Source organism: Plantactinospora sp. B6F1 (assembly GCF_040120695.1).
Lineage (GTDB): Bacteria > Actinomycetota > Actinomycetes > Mycobacteriales > Micromonosporaceae > Plantactinospora.
In genome coordinates, this window is the sequence record NZ_JBEEAC010000002.1 from 43,007 (window position 1) to 58,821 (window position 15,815).

The window sequence follows — 15,815 nt, forward strand, 5'->3', positions numbered from 1 at the left end:
TGTGCCTCAGCGGTGTGAGTTCGTGGTGCCGCCGCAGATGCAGCACGCGCTTCGCCATCACAAGGGGCCGGTACGGAGTTTCGGCGACCGGCGCGGCGGCGGCAACGCCGTCGTGTACCTGTTCGCCGGGCAGGCAGGTCAGCCAATGATCGGGCTTCATGCTGTCGGCCGGTGGTGGGGATCTGGCGGGGCCGCGCTTCGGCTGGCCGAGGTGTGGCGGCTCGCTCGGCACCTGGACGAACTGCTGCACCAGGCCGGTTTCACTCCGCCACAGGGAGACGACCATGGCCGGCAATGACCACAACGCCGGAGGGCTGCCGTGGACGAGGGGCCTGCGGCGTGACGTGTGCCCCGTCTGGTGTCAGGGCTGCGTCGCTGCGGACACGAGGCACCGTAGCCGGCTGGCGACCGTCGGCCGGGAGGGTAGCGGTTGGCTCAGCGTCCAGCTCGTCGCTGATCGCGGCGCCGCGCACGCTCCGCTGTTGAAGGTCGATGTCACGCGCTACGGGTCTACCGAAACCGTCCTGCTCACATTCGCGCAGACAGGGCGGATACTCGCTGAGATCATCCACCTTCCCCATCCGGTCGGAGCCTGGCAGCTTCGAGATGATCCGCTGCTTGGGAACGAGGGCGGTGACTGACCGGCGCGACAGGTCGACGGCCCGGCAGACGTACCAACGTCTGGGCGATAGCGTAAGCGTCGTGAACTCTCGTGACTGGCGTCCGCGCTACCTCCAGCTTGCCGAGGAGCTGCGCGCCCGGATCGAGAGCGGCGAGCTTGCCCGGGGTACGGCCATGCCGAGCGAGACGGAGTTGGCCGACTCGTCCGGACTGTCCCGGACCAGCGTCCGCAACGCCATCCGGCAGCTTCGGGATTGGGGCCTGGTCCGGGCCGAGCAGGGTCGGGGCACCTACGTTCGGGCGCCTCGGCAGCGGGTCCGTCGGCGCAACACCGAGCGGTACCAGTGGGAGAAGGACCGGGTACTCCTCGACGAGGCCGAGCGGCGGCGGATCGGCGGGACCGAGCACGACGCCGGCCTGACGGTGGATGATCTCCGCTTCCACGCCGAGTACACCGAGGTGAAGGCGGACGAGGAGATGGCGGCAGCGTTCGGGCTGCCGGTCGGTGCGCCGCTGCTGCGGCGGGTCTACTGGACCAGTTCCCGGCACGAAACCGCGCCGCTGTCGGTGTCCTACTCCTACCTGCCGTATGGCCTGGTTAAGGGCAACAAGCAACTGCTGTCCGCCGACTACGAGCCCTGGCCGGGTGGCACGCAACATCAGCTCTCCACCGTTGGTATTGAGCTGGACCGGATCGAGGAGGTCGTACAGGCTCGGCCGCCGCTGCCGGACGAGGCGGAACTACTCAGCATCGAGGCCGGGGTTGCCGTCCTGGACGTGCGCAAGACGTCGTACGACATCCGGGACCGCGTGGTAGAGGTCGCGGACGTCGTTTTCCCCGGTGACCGGACAGAACTCTGCTTCACGACGAAGCTGAAGCGGTGGAACGCTTGAGCCGACTCGTCTCGGTCATCACGCTGGTGCACTGGCCGCCCAGTGTCGGCTACTTTGCCGATGCTTACGGGTCGTTGGCCGCTTACGAGTCGTGCGGACGATGCCAGCGACGGACCCATCAGCCGCGGTGCGGTCCTCGCCTTCTGGAAGGCCAACGACTACCGGGCACCCGTACACCCGGCGACCCTGTGCATGCGCCGGGATCTCCTCCTGGCCCTCGGCGGCTGGATGGCCCTACCCGCCTCCGAGGACACCGGCCTACTCATCGCGGCCAACGTCGTCAGTGACGGCTACTTCATCGCCGAACCTGGACTGCACTACCGCAAGTGGCCCGGCCAGATGACCGACCAAGCCGCACACCGCGACCCGGCCGAGCACGCCGCACGAATGCGGATCATCGAAGCACGGGCCGAAGCCCTGCGCTCGCTGCTGTCGGCCTCGCTGGCGTCGTTCGCCTCGTCGGCCTCGCCGACTTCCTGACGCTCCCACGTCTGCCGCACGGAAGGGCGCGCGGAACCGGAGGGGCGCACAGGGGCACGACGCCCGGACAGATCAGATACGTCAAAGGCCCAGCGTCAGAAAGTATTCTCCGACCTGGGCCTTCGTTGTTGGAGCGGGTGACGGGAATCGAACCCGCACTGTCAGCTTGGGAACTCGCTGGGGTACCGATCCGGCTGAAGGTCAACGGGCCGCGCTCCTGGTCACGGTGCCCGTGGTTGACCGCCGTTCCCCGTGGCTTCCCGGCGCTACGGGCACGTAGGGGGCACAGGCGGCGGCCGAGTACGCCTAGACGGCCACGACGGGTAGCGACCCGGGCGCTCGATGGCAAGCCAGTCCGGGGTGTGGACTGGCGCGGCAGCCGGAAGCCCCAACCTCGACGGCGGGTGGTGCGCGGGCTTCCGTATCGGCCTTCGTGGTCCAATCCTCGGGTGAGGTGGGACGAGCGTGTACCGGAGCTGCTGACGTGTTTCGGCGAGTTGGGCTTGGTAGGCATCATCAAGGTAGACGGGGAGCGGGCGCACAAGCCCTGGACCGTGGTGACCTCCGGCCAGCAGCTCGGCGGGGCGTCAATCAGGTACGACGGCAGCAGCCTCGACGACTGCTTGCGCAATGCGGTGGCCGCGCTCCACGAGCGCTATCCGGACGATCTCAGCCTGGGATGACCTGCTCGCCCGACTGCCCACGACAGCGCGTGGGGGCGGCGTCCCGGCGGCTGTCGGCGGTTCACCGCCCCGGCGCCGAAGGCGACCGGGGCGGCTTGCCGCCGGCCGGGCTTGCCGCCCCGCACCGCGCGGAGCGCGGTGCCTTGATCCAAGAACAGGGCTATTCGGCAGTTGCCGATCAAGCATCGGCTGACGACAAGCCAGAACGCGGAGCGTGTTTCGACATCTCGCTTACAAGCTCTGTGCAGTCCGTCCGGGCGCATCTGTTCTCGTGCGTGACCTCGGCCCACCTCCATCCGTCCATCGTTGGCCTTGGCTAGCAGCAGGGGTTGGGACCGTTGCTGTCGACAGCCACCAGTGTCGACAGGTTGTCGTCAACGAATAGGGGGTGGCAGGGCATCCCGCAGGCACCGAGGGGCGCCGGGCTCCTGGTGCTCGATCTCGTACCGGCACTCGGCATAGCCACGCCGAGCCCGACCCCTTCCTTGACGAGGTGCCCGTCCGATAGCTGCGGTGGGGTCGATGAAACCTCCCCACCGCCGACCCCGAACCTGGCCGGACGCCGGTAGCATAGACATGGATCAGGTAGCGGAGGGGTGAGGTGGCCAAGCAGCTCGACAGCGACATGCTTCCATTGGCGAAGCTATTCTCTCAAGATTTCTTCTTCCGAATTCCCGAGTATCAACGACCCTTCATGTGGGACGACGAGGACTTTACAAACTTAATCGATGATCTCACTGGCGCAAAGTGGGACGAACCATACTTCCTCGGAACTCTTGTACTTCATAAGCAGGAAAGCTCGGACTACGACGTAGTGGACGGGCAGCAGCGCCTGACGGCACTTTGTATTCTGATCGCATGCGTGAGAGATGCTCTCCGTGACGCGGGCGAGGAAAAACTGGCCGGAGAACTGCACGCGAAGATTTATCAGCCGGAGAACACGCTGGATGCGATCCCAGCGAAAAATAGGCTCCAAGCCAAAGACCAAGCCGTCTTCAACTCGCTAATCGGCGCCATTGGTGGGACCGAGAAGGCGGTTTCCGACTTTAACAGCAGCACGGCTGCTGGCCGTCGTTATGAGTCAGCAAGGGCGATCTTCTGGGACGAACTGAAGGCGATGTCGCCTGAGACGGTCAAAAGCTTTGCTATCTTCGTCAACAAGTGGTGTACATTAATTTATCTGGCTACCGACTCGTTCGAAGACGCCTTCAGACTCTTCACCGTCGTCAACGATCGCGGCAAACAACTCCGTCGAATCGACGTACTAAAGGCGTTCAATCTAGATCCGATTCGAACGCCTCACTCAGATGCGAGAATAAAGTATGCTCACCAGTGGGAGGACATGGAGGCCCAACTCGGGGAATCGAAATTCGAGGACATCTTTCACCTACTACGCCTAATTTACACCAAGGATAAGCCCGCCGCAGATCTGCACACGGAATATGTCGATAGGATCCTGGGCAAGGGCGACGCACCAAAGCCCGGCGGGCAATTCATCGAGGAGCTCACCAAGTACGTCGACTTGTACGACAAACTCTTCGTCGATCGAGACTACCTAGACTCCGCATCGAGCCAGCACGTCGAATACCACACGATGATGCATGCCATGGTCGAGCACTTCCCAGCGTCAGAGTGGAAGGCATGCCTGCTCTACTTCGCTGATAAGTTTGGCAGAGAGCATCTGTACCAGTTCGTGCTCGAACTTGAGAAGGTATATCTCGATCATTGGGTGCGAGCGATCCGCAAGGATGAGCGATATGGGACGTACACCCGGCTTCTGAGGGAAATTCAGGCGGCCAAGTCAGCCACGGATGTCACCGCAAGCACCAGGGTGGAACTTAAGCACATCCAAGCTGCGTGCCGTTCAGAAAATTTTTACGGCGCTAGCCACGCGAAATACTTGCTTGTCCGCGCCGAGATCGTGACGAGCGAGTTGGATCACGCCCATCATTTTCAAGTTCGTTCGATCGAACACGTTCTTCCTCAAAACCCCAAGCCCGCCGGGCAGTGGGATACGACTTTCAGCAAAGAAGAGCACGAGAAGCTTGTTAATTCGGCCGGGAACCTGGTATTGCTCAGCAAAAGCAAAAATTCGTCAGCCGGCCGAAGAGAATTTGATGACAAGAAGGTTACCTACCTCGCCAACCGTGTATCTGACTTCCCTCGGAGTGTCCAGGTCCTCAAGTACCACACGTGGACGGCCGATGTAATCCGGCAGCGGACCGAGGAGTTCGCGAACGTCGTCCTGGACAACCCGTAGGTTGGACCCGTCCGCTACATAACGCCCGAGAGGCGCAGCGATAGTAGTGGGTCCGGGGCAAGCCCGAGCGCCGGGCGGAACTGCTCCTGCCCCGTGCAAGCCTCTGGAGATCGAACTGGCGGCAATCCACTCACAAGCGCTGCCGGTCCCGTCCGCAGACGACCGCGAGCGACTGCACGTCAAAACTCAATCCGTGCCTGTGTTACCAAAGGTGGCCATAAAGGCCCCCCGGGTCTAGTCGAAGTCCTGAGGTCCGAGACCAGCCCGACGGTCGTCCTGACTGCGATACGCGGCGCTATGGAGGACAGCCCGGGTCCTAGCCACTTCTCTCGCCTTACGATCGAAGGCCACATGATCGACGTCACCCTCAAGAACAGCTCGATAGTGCTCATAGAATGACTTCGTGCGCTCATGAATATCGCGCCACGTTAGCAGCTCAATATCCTCGCGGTCATTCCATACTTCGAACGTCTTCTTCGGGATTGCATACCGATCTCCGGTAATGAAAGCCATCGAAACATTGTCGCGGCTTTGCTGGAGCCGATCGGCATAGCCTTCTACTTGCTGGAGATCCTTGAGCGCCACCGGATGACCGGCTCTTTTGATCTCTATTACGATCAGATTGCCGTCGCCTTCTAGCGCCAGAAAGTCGTATCTACGCCGGTCGTCGGCGTTAAGGATATCTATGTCACCCCACTCTCGGAGCTGCTTGGTAAGGGTTTTTTCCTCAGCCAAGACCTGCCACTCTGGATTAATTAGCCACGGGTAGTCCGCAACCAAGTCGTGCATGTTGTCGCGACCAATCCCGGGTGCCGTCTCCGGCGCATCCTCGGTAATCATGCGATAGAACTTGTCGACGATGTCGATTCGGCCCTTGACAACTTCCAAGACCGCCCGGCTTTCGAGAACCTTCCAGCCGCGCAGCAGGTCCAGCAGCTTATACAGTTGATCGGGATCGCCCGCAACCGCATCGATTTGATCGATATAGTCGTGAAACTGGCGATACTCATAAGCGCGCAGAATCGTGTCGGCCAGATCTTCGACTTTTTCTAAGTCCGACTCGGACGAGCCGATTGCCTTAATAAAGCGCTTAGCCTGATCCTTCGACGGACGATCCAGCGCTTCGAGTCGCCGCGCCAGTTCGGGGTTCTGCTCTACCTTTTTCTGAGCGATGCCACCCTTGCGATCAGCATGCTCTCGAAGCAGACGACGAACCAGTGCTTGGCCCCATTCCTTGAAGTCCTTGATGGAGGCGTCAGACCAATCGATTTCCTGACGGTCGGTAGAAATTCGGTCACTCTGATCATCGATGCCTTCGTCTAGGAAGTCCGCTTCGATGACCCCGGTAAGGTACTTGGTGCCATGCTGGCCTGATGCTTTGCTTTCCACATCAAAGAAGTAGGGGGGCGCCTGAGCGGTTTTGCCGCGAACTAGGATAGCAAATCCTTGCATCTCCGAGGACAGCACCTTCGTACTGAATCCGGCCCACCAGTGCACCTTACCGCCCGAAGGTAAGGTCTGAGTGAACGCGCTATTAGAGCCCGTTGGTTCACGATACGAAAGAGTCAACAATGGATCGGTTACGTCTGTACCGTTAACCTTAATTACCATCACTCCGCGAACGGACCTGCTAAAGCGCCTAGCAAGACTGTTGCGAAGGTCATCTTCCTCAAGTGCCGTCGAGTGCTTCAGGCCCTGCAAAGTAATTCGAGTTCCTGACGGAGTAGCTTCCGCAGAGGGTTCAACCGATCCTGGCAGCGCCAAGGTTCGAACGTCCCCTGGGTCAGTCTTCAGGCGCTCAACGTCTAGAGTGACAGTGGTCAGAATATCGTTCTGCCATGTCTGGACCGTCATGCGCTGGGCTAAGCCGAAGCCAGCTAGCTTACCGATTCCCTTGCGGCCCATGACCTTCCGAGCAGGCGGCTGGTCTTCGGCCGCTGGCTGCTGCGCAGCCTCCAAACCCGCCTGCACTGCAGCTGCGGCTTCGTCAGTTCGCCGGTTTCGTCCAATAACTAGGTACTGACTCTGGAGGTCTGTGTCGGACATTCCGGCCCCATCATCCTCTATGATGATCGAGCTTGCGGCTGAGTCGTACCCCTGTGGGCTGGGCAACGTGATGCGGACGCACTTGGCCCCAGCATCCCAAGCGTTCGCTACCAGTTCGGCAAGGGCCGCGTCCCGCCGCTTGTACATCTGGACACCAAGATGCTCCAGCGTTCGGCCCATAACCTGGATCTTGAAGTTGCGCCCCGACGGCGCTGCGTCCCCCACCATGCCGCGACACTACTGTCTGAGGCAGTTCCACAACAGACCGTGTCTCACATCGGTCAGTCCTGGCAACGGCTCGATCTTTCAACACTGCGGCTTCAAGGCTCGCGCTGGAACCCCAGGGGCTGGCACAATCGCGCAGGTGGCGACGAGCGAGGTTAGCAACATGGCTGGCGGAGACCAAGATCCGGGGCAGGCGAAGTCTCGGCGGCAGCGACCGACGGCTCTAGACCTCTTCGCAGGTGCTGGCGGTCTCACACAGGGTCTTAGGCAGTCAGGATTTCGCGTCGTCGGTGCGGTCGAGTTGAACGCTCTCGCTGCCGAGACATACCGACTCAACCACAAGAGAGTCAGGATGTGGAACGCCGACATCCGTAAACTCGATGCCCATAAGGCCATGGCGAGTCTCGGCCTGGCCCCTGGAGAACTCGGACTCCTTGCCGGCTGCCCCCCGTGCCAAGGCTTCTCGAACTTGAGAACGCTTAATCGAAGCCGGGCGGTCGCCGACGAACGTAACGACTTAGTGTTTGATTATCTCAGGTTTGTGGCGGCCTTCCAACCGAAAGCAGTCCTGCTCGAAAACGTGCCAGCGCTGGCAGATGACGTGCGGATGGAGCAGCTAGTCGAGGGGCTGACTTCTCTTGGCTACCCAGCCGAAGGCGGCTACGCGATTCTTAATGCCGCGAATTTCGGAGTACCGCAACGCCGGCAGCGACTCGTCTTGTTGGTGGGAAGGGATGGCCACTTCGCCGCACCTAAACCACAACTGGCAAGGACCGTAAGGAATGCCATCGGTCGCCTTGTCAGTCCAGGAAACAGCGGGGACCCACTCCACGACTTGCCAGAGCGCCGGAGCCAAAAGGTTCTTGACCTCATCCGGAAGATTCCATTAGATGGCGGGAGCAGGACCGATCTGGATCTGACTGAACAGCTTGAATGCCACACGAGGACGACGGGCTTCCGCGACGTGTACGGCCGTATGGCCTGGGACAAACCTGCGCCAACGATCACCACAGGGTGCCACAACCCGTCGCGGGGTCGGTTCTTGCATCCATCGGAACATCGCGCTATAACCATGCGTGAGGCGGCACTACTCCAAACCTTCCCAATGGGCTACAAGTTCTCCTTGAAAGGCGGAAAGGAAGGCGTCGCCGCAATGATTGGAAACGCCATCCCTCCGCGCTTTGTAGCTGCCCATACGCGGGAAGCAGCCCGAGTGCTTCAATGACGCACGAGGCACAGTCTTGGGCGTCGACTCCTGGGACTCGAAAGAGTATGCGCAGCAACAAGGGCCGGGATACCGGTCCGGAGCTACGTCTACGCTCGGCGCTGCACCGCCGTGGTTTACGATTCCGCGTAAACTATCGTCCAGAATCTGACCTCAGACGAACCGGAGACATCGTCTTTACGCGAGCGCGAGTGGTCGTGTTTGTCGACGGATGTTTCTGGCATGGGTGCCCAGCGCACTACACCGCCGCTAAGCGCAACGCCGAATTCTGGGCCGATAAAATTGCTTCAAATAGGGCGCGCGACAACTCAACGGACGAGAGCTTGATTAAGCGAGGTTGGTCAGTAGTACGCATCTGGGAACACGAAAAACTCGAAGAGGCGGTGATGCGCGTAATCGCGCTAGTGTCGCCGCGCCGGCACTAGCTGAACGCGACCAACCCGTCTGCCGTCGACCCGCCCCGCTGGGGGACGGGCCGCCCCCAGGCCCGCCACGTCAAGACGGCCTTGGCGGCTCGTACGGACGCTGGCGGATCGGTCGGTGGTCTGCATGGCTCGCCCGAGTCGACGGCGGCAAGCCCGATGGCTCCCCATCGCAACCACTCACGGGGACCGTCAGCCGCCGACGCAAGCCCGGCCATCCTGGAGCCGAAGCGCCCCCGCCAGAGGCGCAGTAACCGCAGCCCTCCATCCCGCTGGCGGCTGCCGGCAGACCCGGCGTGCGCTCCCCAACACCGCGCGGGGCTCTTGGCCGCACGGCCCGGCAGGCTGCCGGCACACAGATCACCGGGCAACGTTCTGTCGTTCTGAAGCGGGCCCTCGGGGCTCTCTGCTGGCCACGGCAGCCCGCCGGCGTGTTGTGTGACGTGATGGAGCGAAAGACGCGCGCCCTGGTGGCAGGCAGCCAGTTTTGGGCCGCCTTGAGAGCGTATAAAAGGTCTGGACGGCTGGACATGGAGAGCTATGTCCGGATCTCGTACTCCAGAGCGGTACGGTTCGCAGGAAGCACCATGCTGGTTGCAACCTCTACTGTTCGCGTTTGAGCGTAGGTCCGACGGATCACGGCGAGGACAGGAACGCCCATTGGCAATCGGAGAGATTTGACCTCGTCGGTTGTGGGCATTCGCGCCTGTACAACTTCTTGGACCTTTGTCACCTCGACGCCGAGTGAACGTAGCTGCGCCACGTGGCCGCCTGGCCATGGTTCACGACGTGGATCTGCTACCGGTGTTCCAGCAACCATCCCGAGCAGGTAGTACGCAGTTGTCAGTTGTTGCGGCACGCCGTACGCGCTAGCCAGAAGACAGCGTTCGAGCAGGCTAGTTCCAGGCTCGACCCCGAACATCTCGGCGAGTTCGGGAGCTGCCGAGACTTCGTGATATTCGGCGTCGACCTGTTCAGCGGGCGGGAGTCGATCACTTCCGGGCTCGGTAACCTCGTCTCCTGGCTGTGGGAGTCGGTTCAGATAGCGCTCGGGGCCGAGTCGATGTATCGGCAGGTTGGGGCGTGCGTAGGTGCCTCGGCCGTGTTCAGTGACGACTAGGCCCTCACTGCGAAGCAGGTTGATGGCTTCACGGATGGTTCCTCGGGCGACGCGGAACTCTACGGTCAGCGTGCTTTCGGAGGGGATGAGGGCGCCAGCTGGGATCGCACCTGCGGCGATGCGGCGCCGGAGTTCGTTTGCGATGGCACGGTACCGGGGCTGTCTGTGCGGGGCTGGCACGGCCATCACCGTACCTGTCTGCCGTGTTCTCGTCAGCCATCCATCGTCATCGTGGATGTATAGACAAGCTGCCTGGTTGTAGGTACCTTTCTGAGGTGCGGTCGCGGTAGCTGGTCTGGCAAGGGGTTGGCATGCCGTCACCTCGGCTGCACATCTAGATGCACTGACGCGCTGAACAGTGGTTCGACGCGTCCCCGCGTGTTCCTGAGCTAGGCACGGCGATACCCGACGCCGCCATCCCCGGTGGTGCGCCGTGCCGTCATCGGGGCCGGTGGCCGGTTCAGCCTTCCCCGGGAAGCCGGTCAGCGGCCCTCTCAATCGCCCTGCAAGGAGGTCATGATGCGTCGTGCTCGCTTACTTGTCTGGCTCGCGTTCTGGCGCTCGCTCTGGCGCCGCACTCGACAAGCAAGGTCGGTGCCCACTGCACGCCGAGTCGTGGCCCACGCGACTCCTCGGCCTGCTGCGCCGTCCTGGGCAACGGCCCGAACGCGTGAGTACGCCTGCTGGCGTGACGCGCCGTTGCTGACGCTCGGGCAGGAGTTCCGGGGACATGGCGGCAGGCGGTCCCGGTGAGCGAAGCGCCTAGACATCGCCCTGAGGTAGTTCATCCGCCCTGGTGTGTGCCTCAGCGGTGCGAGTTCGTAATTCCGCCGCAAATGCAGCACCCGCTTCGCCATCACAAGGGACCAGTGAGGACCTTCGGCGACCGGCGCACCGGCGGCAGCGCCGTCGTGTACCTGTTCGCTGGGCACGCGGGTCACCCGATGCTCAGGCTTCATGCTGTCGGCCGGTGGCAGGGATCTGGCGGGTCGGTGCTTCGGCTGGCCGACGTGTGGCGGCTCGCTCGGCATTTGGACGAACTGCTGCACCAAGCGGGATTCACACCGCCACGGGGAGACGACGATGGCCGACCATGACCAAGGCAAGCATCCACCGTGTGTGGGGAGCCTACGGCGCGACGTGTGCCCGGTCTGGTGTCAGGGCTGCGCGGCGGCGGACACAAGGCACCGTAGCCGTCTGGCGACCGTCGGCCGGGAGGGCAGCGGGTGGCTCAGCGTCCAGCTCGTCGCTGATCGGGGGGCGGCGCACGCGCCGCTGTTGAAGATCGATGTCACGCGCTACGGGTCTACCGAAACGGTGCTGCTCACCTTCGCGCAGACAGGGCGGATGATCGCTGAGATCATGCACCTTCCGCATCCGGTCGGGGCCCGGCAGCTTCGAGAGGATCCGCTGCTTGGGGACGAGGGCGGTGGCTGACCGGCGCGATAGGTCGACGGCCCGGCAGACGTATCAACGTCTAGGCGGTAGCGTAAGCGGCGTGAATTCTCGTGACTGGCGTCCGCGCTACCTCCAGCTTGCGGAGGAGCTGCGCGCCCGAATCGAGAGTGGCGAGCTTGCCCGGGGTACGGCCATGCCCAGCGAAACGGAGTTGGCCGACTCCTCCGGGCTGTCCCGAACCAGCGTGCGCAACGCCATCCGGCAGCTTCGGGAATGGGGCCTGGTACGGGCGGAGCAGGGTCGGGGCACCTACGTGCGGGCGCCCCGACAACGGGTCCGCCGGCGCAACACCGAGCGGTACCAGTGGGAGAAGGACCGGGTACTGCTCGACGAGGCCGAGCGGCGGCGAACCGGCGGCACCGAGCATGACACCGGCCTGACAGTCGATGACCTCAAGTTCCACGCCGAGTACTCCGAGGTGAAGGCAGACGAGGAGATGGCGGGGGCCTTCGGGCTGCGGGTCGGTGCGCCGCTGCTGCGCCGGGTCTACTGGACCAGTTCCCGGCACGAAACCGCGCCGCTGTCGGCGTCGTACTCCTACCTGCCATATGACCTGGTGAAGGGGAACAAGCAACTACTGTCCGCCGACTACGAACCCTGGCCCGGCGGCACCCAACATCAGCTCTCCACCGTCGGTATCGAGCTGGACCGGATCGAGGAGGTCGTACAGGCCCGGCCGCCGCTGCCGGACGAGGCGGAACTACTCGACATTGAGGCCGGGGTCGCCGTCCTGGACGTGCGCAAGACGTCGTACGACATCCGGGATCGCGTGGTAGAGATCGCGGACATCGTTTTTCCTGGTGACCGGACGGAACTCTGCTTCACGACGAAGCTGAAGCGGTGGAACGCTTGAGCCGACTCGTCTCGGTCGTCACGCCGGTTCACTGGCCCAGCGTCGGCTACCTCGCCGACGCCTACGGGTCGTTGGTCGGGCAGAAGATGCCGGACGGGTGGGATTGGCAGTGGCTCGTCCAGGAGGACGGGCAGGACGGGCTACTGCTCGACCAACTCCCCGACGATCCCCGAATCCTGCCCGGCAGCGGCCGTCCCGGCGGCCCAGGTGTCGCCCGAACCCTCGCCCTGGCACGGGCGGAAGGCGAATTCGTCAAGGTCCTCGACGCCGACGACCAACTCACCCCGGGCGCGCTCGCCCGGGACATCGCCACGCTCACCGACAATCCGCGCCTCGGCTGGGTCACGTCACGGGTCCTGGACCTGCATCCCGACGGGTCAACCCACGGATGGGACAAGGACCCACCCGACGGACCGATCAGCCGCGGTGCTGTCCTCGCCTTCTGGAAGGCCAACGACTACCGGGCACCTGTACACCCGGCGACCCTGTGCATGCGCCGGGATCTCCTCCTAGCCCTGGGCGGCTGGATGGCCCTACCCGCCTCCGAGGACACCGGCCTACTCATCGCGGCCAACGTCGTCAGTGACGGCTACTTCATCTCCGAACCCGGCCTGCTCTACCGCAAGTGGCCCGGCCAGATGACCGGCCAAGCCGCACACCGCGACCCGGCCGAACACACCGCACGAATGCGGATCATCGAAGCACGGGCCGAAGCCCTGCGGTCGCTCCTGTCGGCCTCGCCGTCGTCGTCCGCTTCGGGCCTGCCAACTTCCTGACGTTCCCGCCTCCGCCGGGCTCGGCATCCCTCGGCGCGCGCCCGTAGGGGACTTTCTGCTCAAAGCAGACGACTTCCGATCGACTTGTTGACTTGTCTGCCAAGTCGCCATACCTTCGAAGCTCATACATGGCAGCCAAGTTGATTGGTTGGCAGACAAGCTTCGGAGGTCTGGGCGATGGCTCTGCGTGGTGGGACCCGGTTCGCGGTCCGGTGTGAGGACGTGTTCCCGGCGGGGTGCGCGTTGGTGCCCGAGTCGCTGGGTGAGGTGGAGGACTACGACGAGAAAACCGGCCGGCGGTCCCCGGCAAAGGACAAGGTGACGGGTCAGCGGGTGTGGCAGGTCCGGGTGATGGACCTCGACCCGGAGTTGGGCAAGCGGTCGCGAGAGACGACGGTCAAGATCTCGGCCGACGTCCAGCCGGTGCCGCCGACGGGCGTGCCGTTCGAGGCGGTGGAGTTCGACGGCATGACCGTCACGCCGTACGTGACGAACAACAACCGGATGGCGTACTCGCTGCGGGCCACCGGGATGCGCGCTCCGGCCGGCGTCACCCGTGACTCATCGTTGGCGGCGGCCTGACCGCTGCTGGGTGGGCGGGGCTGTCTGGTCTTGGCGGACGGCAGCCCCGCCCTCTTTGCCAAATCCCCCTGCTCGTGATGAGAGAGGTCTTTGACGTGTCCAAGCGTAGGCGCCGTACGGCTCAGGTGCGGTCGCGGTGTGGTGTGTGTCAGTCCCGGTTCGACCCGACCGATAGCACGGACGGCCGTTGCCCGTTGTGCGCGGATCAGCTCGTTCTGCCGCTGCCGGCGGTCCGGGACGCGTCGGGCCGGTTTGTGTCCCTGCGGGGTGTCCGATGATCGGGCGGCCTCGGGGTGAAGTGGTGATGACGTCGGCCGGGGACCTGATGGTGATCCGGCCCAAGCGGCTCGAACTTCCGTTGTGGCTGGTGATTCCCGGCCTGCTGCTGCGCTGGGGCTGGCGGGCGCTGTGGTGGTGCCTACGCCACCCGGTCGCCACCGCGTCGACGGTGTTGCTTCTCGCCGTGTGCCTCGACTACGGCTGGCAAGGTCTCGTCACCCTGCTGGTCCTGATCGGCGGGGTGTCGGCGGTGTGGCGGTGGCGGCACGAAGCATCGTGGTGGACCTGGTTCGCCGGTCCGCTGCTCGGCTGGTTCCGCCGGGTGACCGTCTACCGCCGGGTGTGGCGTGAAGCTATGACCCTGTGCGGGCTGGCCGAACGATTCGATCATCAAACGGTCCTGCCCCGGCTGTTGTCGGTGCGCTCTGATCCGGCGTTGGACGTGCTGGCGGTCCGGATGGTGCGCGGTCAGACGCCGGAGGACTTCCAGCGAGTCACGTCGAACCTGGCCTACGCGTTCGGGCGTCGGCATGCCCGGGTGTACTCCGAGCATCCCGACGATCGCCCTACCCGCTCGGGGCGGTGGGCGTGGCTGCTCCGCGCGGTTGATGCCGTCCGGTTCCGCGACCGGCCCAGCGTCGTCTATGTGGTCCTGGTCCGCACTGACGCGCTCCGCGCTGTCGTTCCGCCGTTCGACGTCCCGGCGGCGCCGGACTTCACCGCGCTGCCACTGGCCAGGCGGGATGACCTGAGTACCTGGTGCCTGCACCTGCTGGCGACTCACGTCCTGGTCGGCGGCGCCACCCGGCGCGGCAAGGGCTCGGTGCTGTGGTCCCTCGTCCGGGCACTCGGCGGCGGGGTCGCCTCTGGCCTGGTGCGGCTCTGGGTCATCGACCCGAAGGGCGGGATGGAGTTCGCCATGGGGCGGCCGATGTTCGCCCGGTTTGCCTGCAAGTCGTTCGAGGCAATGGCCGACCTCCTGGACGAAGCCGTCACCGTCATGCGGGAACGGCAGGCCAGGCTTGCCGGCGCTGTCCGGGTCCACACTCCGACCGTCGCCGACCCCCTGGTCGTGGTCGTCATCGACGAGATGGCCGCGCTGACCGCCTACCTCCAGGACGTCGAGCTGCGCAAGCGGATCGCCGCGTCGTTGGGGCTGCTGCTGTCGCAGGGTGCCGGGGTCGGCGTCCTGGTCGTGGCGGCGTTGCAGGACCCACGCAAGGAAGTCCTGCCGTTCCGGGACCTCTTCCCCACCCGCATCGCGCTCGGCCTTACCGAAGCGTCGCAGGTCGACATGGTGCTCGGCGACGGTGCCCGGGACCGGGGCGCGCTGGCCGACCAGATGCCGCGCTGGGCCAAGGGCGTCGGGTACGTCATCCTCGACGGCACCCCGGAACCGGCCCGGGTCCGGTTCTCCTACATTTCCGACGACGAGATCCGGACCATGGCCGAGCGCTTTCCTGCTCCGGTCGACGCGGCGGACATCCTGGCCCAGGTCGGCCGTGAAACCGCCCCCGAACCCGCCCGGCCATCCCTGCCCCGACAGCGCTCCTCCGGCCCGCTGCTGCCCGACGCGCTCCTCAACCTCCTCGGGCAGGACCCGGACAAGGACGGGGGTGAGCAGGCGTGACCGAGCCGACCGGACGGCGGTTCTACCGCCTCCGCACCCCGAGCGAGACCGGGCAGAGCACGGCCGTATCGGTACGCGTCGACCCGGACCGGCCGGACCCGTACCCCGTCTACCTCGCCGTAGGCGCCGGCCGCCGCCGCATGTACCTCACGCCCGATGAGGCGTGGGCGCTGTGGCGCTGCCTGTCCGAAGCCGTGGCCACCCTCGGCGACCCGCCCGACAACATCCGCACCACCATCCGACCGGCCCGGAGGTGACCAG

16 protein-coding genes are annotated in these 15,815 nt (G+C 64.2%); 14 read left to right on the forward strand and 2 right to left on the reverse strand.

Annotation, left to right across the window (positions count from 1 at the left end; translation table 11 throughout):
* Positions 1-22: 22 nt before the first annotated feature.
* The 6 genes from ABNF97_RS03310 (at position 23) to ABNF97_RS03335 (ending at position 4,938) form a co-directional block, all read left to right on the forward strand.
* On the forward strand, positions 23-298 hold the full coding sequence (locus ABNF97_RS03310; protein WP_349337598.1) for a hypothetical protein: 276 nt from the start codon (positions 23-25) through the stop codon (positions 296-298).
* Complete coding sequence (locus tag ABNF97_RS03315; protein ID WP_349337599.1) at positions 285-641, forward strand: hypothetical protein; 357 nt, start codon at positions 285-287, stop codon at positions 639-641. Before ABNF97_RS03310 ends, ABNF97_RS03315 begins: the two co-directional genes overlap by 14 nt.
* 61 nt (positions 642-702) lie before the next feature.
* Entirely contained in the window at positions 703-1,515 is an 813-nt protein-coding gene (locus tag ABNF97_RS03320) for a GntR family transcriptional regulator (RefSeq protein WP_349337600.1), read from the forward strand.
* Positions 1,516-1,707: 192 nt separating this feature from the next.
* Positions 1,708-1,995: a hypothetical protein gene (locus ABNF97_RS03325; protein ID WP_349337601.1), complete on the forward strand. Its 288-nt coding sequence runs from the start codon at positions 1,708-1,710 to the stop codon at positions 1,993-1,995.
* Between the two features lie 449 nt (positions 1,996-2,444).
* A complete protein-coding gene (locus tag ABNF97_RS03330) occupies positions 2,445-2,678 on the forward strand; it encodes a hypothetical protein (RefSeq protein ID WP_349337602.1) in 234 nt (77 codons plus the stop codon).
* Between the two features lie 601 nt (positions 2,679-3,279).
* Positions 3,280-4,938, forward strand: coding sequence for a DUF262 domain-containing protein (locus tag ABNF97_RS03335; protein ID WP_349337603.1), 1,659 nt, complete (start codon positions 3,280-3,282; stop codon positions 4,936-4,938).
* Between the two features lie 234 nt (positions 4,939-5,172).
* Here ABNF97_RS03335 and ABNF97_RS03340 read toward each other — a convergent pair whose 3' ends face one another.
* Entirely contained in the window at positions 5,173-7,212 is a 2,040-nt protein-coding gene (locus tag ABNF97_RS03340; RefSeq protein WP_349337604.1) for an ATP-binding protein, read from the reverse strand.
* 136 nt (positions 7,213-7,348) lie between these two features.
* On the opposite strand from ABNF97_RS03340, the gene ABNF97_RS03345 reads away from it, so the two are divergent.
* On the forward strand, positions 7,349-8,434 hold the full coding sequence (locus tag ABNF97_RS03345) for a DNA cytosine methyltransferase (protein ID WP_349337605.1): 1,086 nt from the start codon (positions 7,349-7,351) through the stop codon (positions 8,432-8,434).
* A gap of 47 nt (positions 8,435-8,481) precedes the next feature.
* A complete protein-coding gene (locus tag ABNF97_RS03350) occupies positions 8,482-8,859 on the forward strand; it encodes a very short patch repair endonuclease (RefSeq protein ID WP_502930435.1) in 378 nt (125 codons plus the stop codon).
* Positions 8,860-9,394: 535 nt separating this feature from the next.
* Here ABNF97_RS03350 and ABNF97_RS03355 read toward each other — a convergent pair.
* Positions 9,395-10,162: a GntR family transcriptional regulator gene (locus ABNF97_RS03355; protein ID WP_349337607.1), complete on the reverse strand. Its 768-nt coding sequence runs from the start codon at positions 10,160-10,162 to the stop codon at positions 9,395-9,397.
* 897 nt (positions 10,163-11,059) lie between these two features.
* Between ABNF97_RS03355 and ABNF97_RS03360 the strand changes: the two genes are divergently transcribed.
* The 6 genes from ABNF97_RS03360 (at position 11,060) to ABNF97_RS03385 (ending at position 15,811) form a co-directional block, all read left to right on the forward strand.
* A complete protein-coding gene (locus ABNF97_RS03360) occupies positions 11,060-11,413 on the forward strand; it encodes a hypothetical protein (protein WP_349337608.1) in 354 nt (117 codons plus the stop codon).
* A 61-nt stretch (positions 11,414-11,474) separates the two neighbouring features.
* The gene (locus ABNF97_RS03365; protein WP_349337609.1) at positions 11,475-12,287 is read left to right on the forward strand and encodes a GntR family transcriptional regulator; all 813 of its coding nucleotides are present in this window, start codon (positions 11,475-11,477) and stop codon (positions 12,285-12,287) included.
* Positions 12,275-13,063, forward strand: coding sequence for a glycosyltransferase (locus ABNF97_RS03370; protein WP_349337610.1), 789 nt, complete (start codon positions 12,275-12,277; stop codon positions 13,061-13,063). Before ABNF97_RS03365 ends, ABNF97_RS03370 begins: the two co-directional genes overlap by 13 nt.
* Positions 13,064-13,240: 177 nt before the next feature.
* Positions 13,241-13,645 carry a transcriptional regulator gene (locus tag ABNF97_RS03375; protein ID WP_349337611.1) on the forward strand — a complete coding sequence of 135 codons (405 nt, stop codon included), beginning with the start codon at positions 13,241-13,243 and terminating at the stop codon, positions 13,643-13,645.
* A 304-nt stretch (positions 13,646-13,949) separates the two neighbouring features.
* Positions 13,950-15,554, forward strand: coding sequence for an FtsK/SpoIIIE domain-containing protein (locus tag ABNF97_RS03380; RefSeq protein ID WP_349337612.1), 1,605 nt, complete (start codon positions 13,950-13,952; stop codon positions 15,552-15,554).
* Positions 15,551-15,811 carry a hypothetical protein gene (locus ABNF97_RS03385; protein WP_349337613.1) on the forward strand — a complete coding sequence of 87 codons (261 nt, stop codon included), beginning with the start codon at positions 15,551-15,553 and terminating at the stop codon, positions 15,809-15,811. The genes ABNF97_RS03380 and ABNF97_RS03385 overlap by 4 nt, the downstream gene beginning before the upstream one ends.
* The last annotated feature ends 4 nt before the right edge of the window (positions 15,812-15,815 follow it).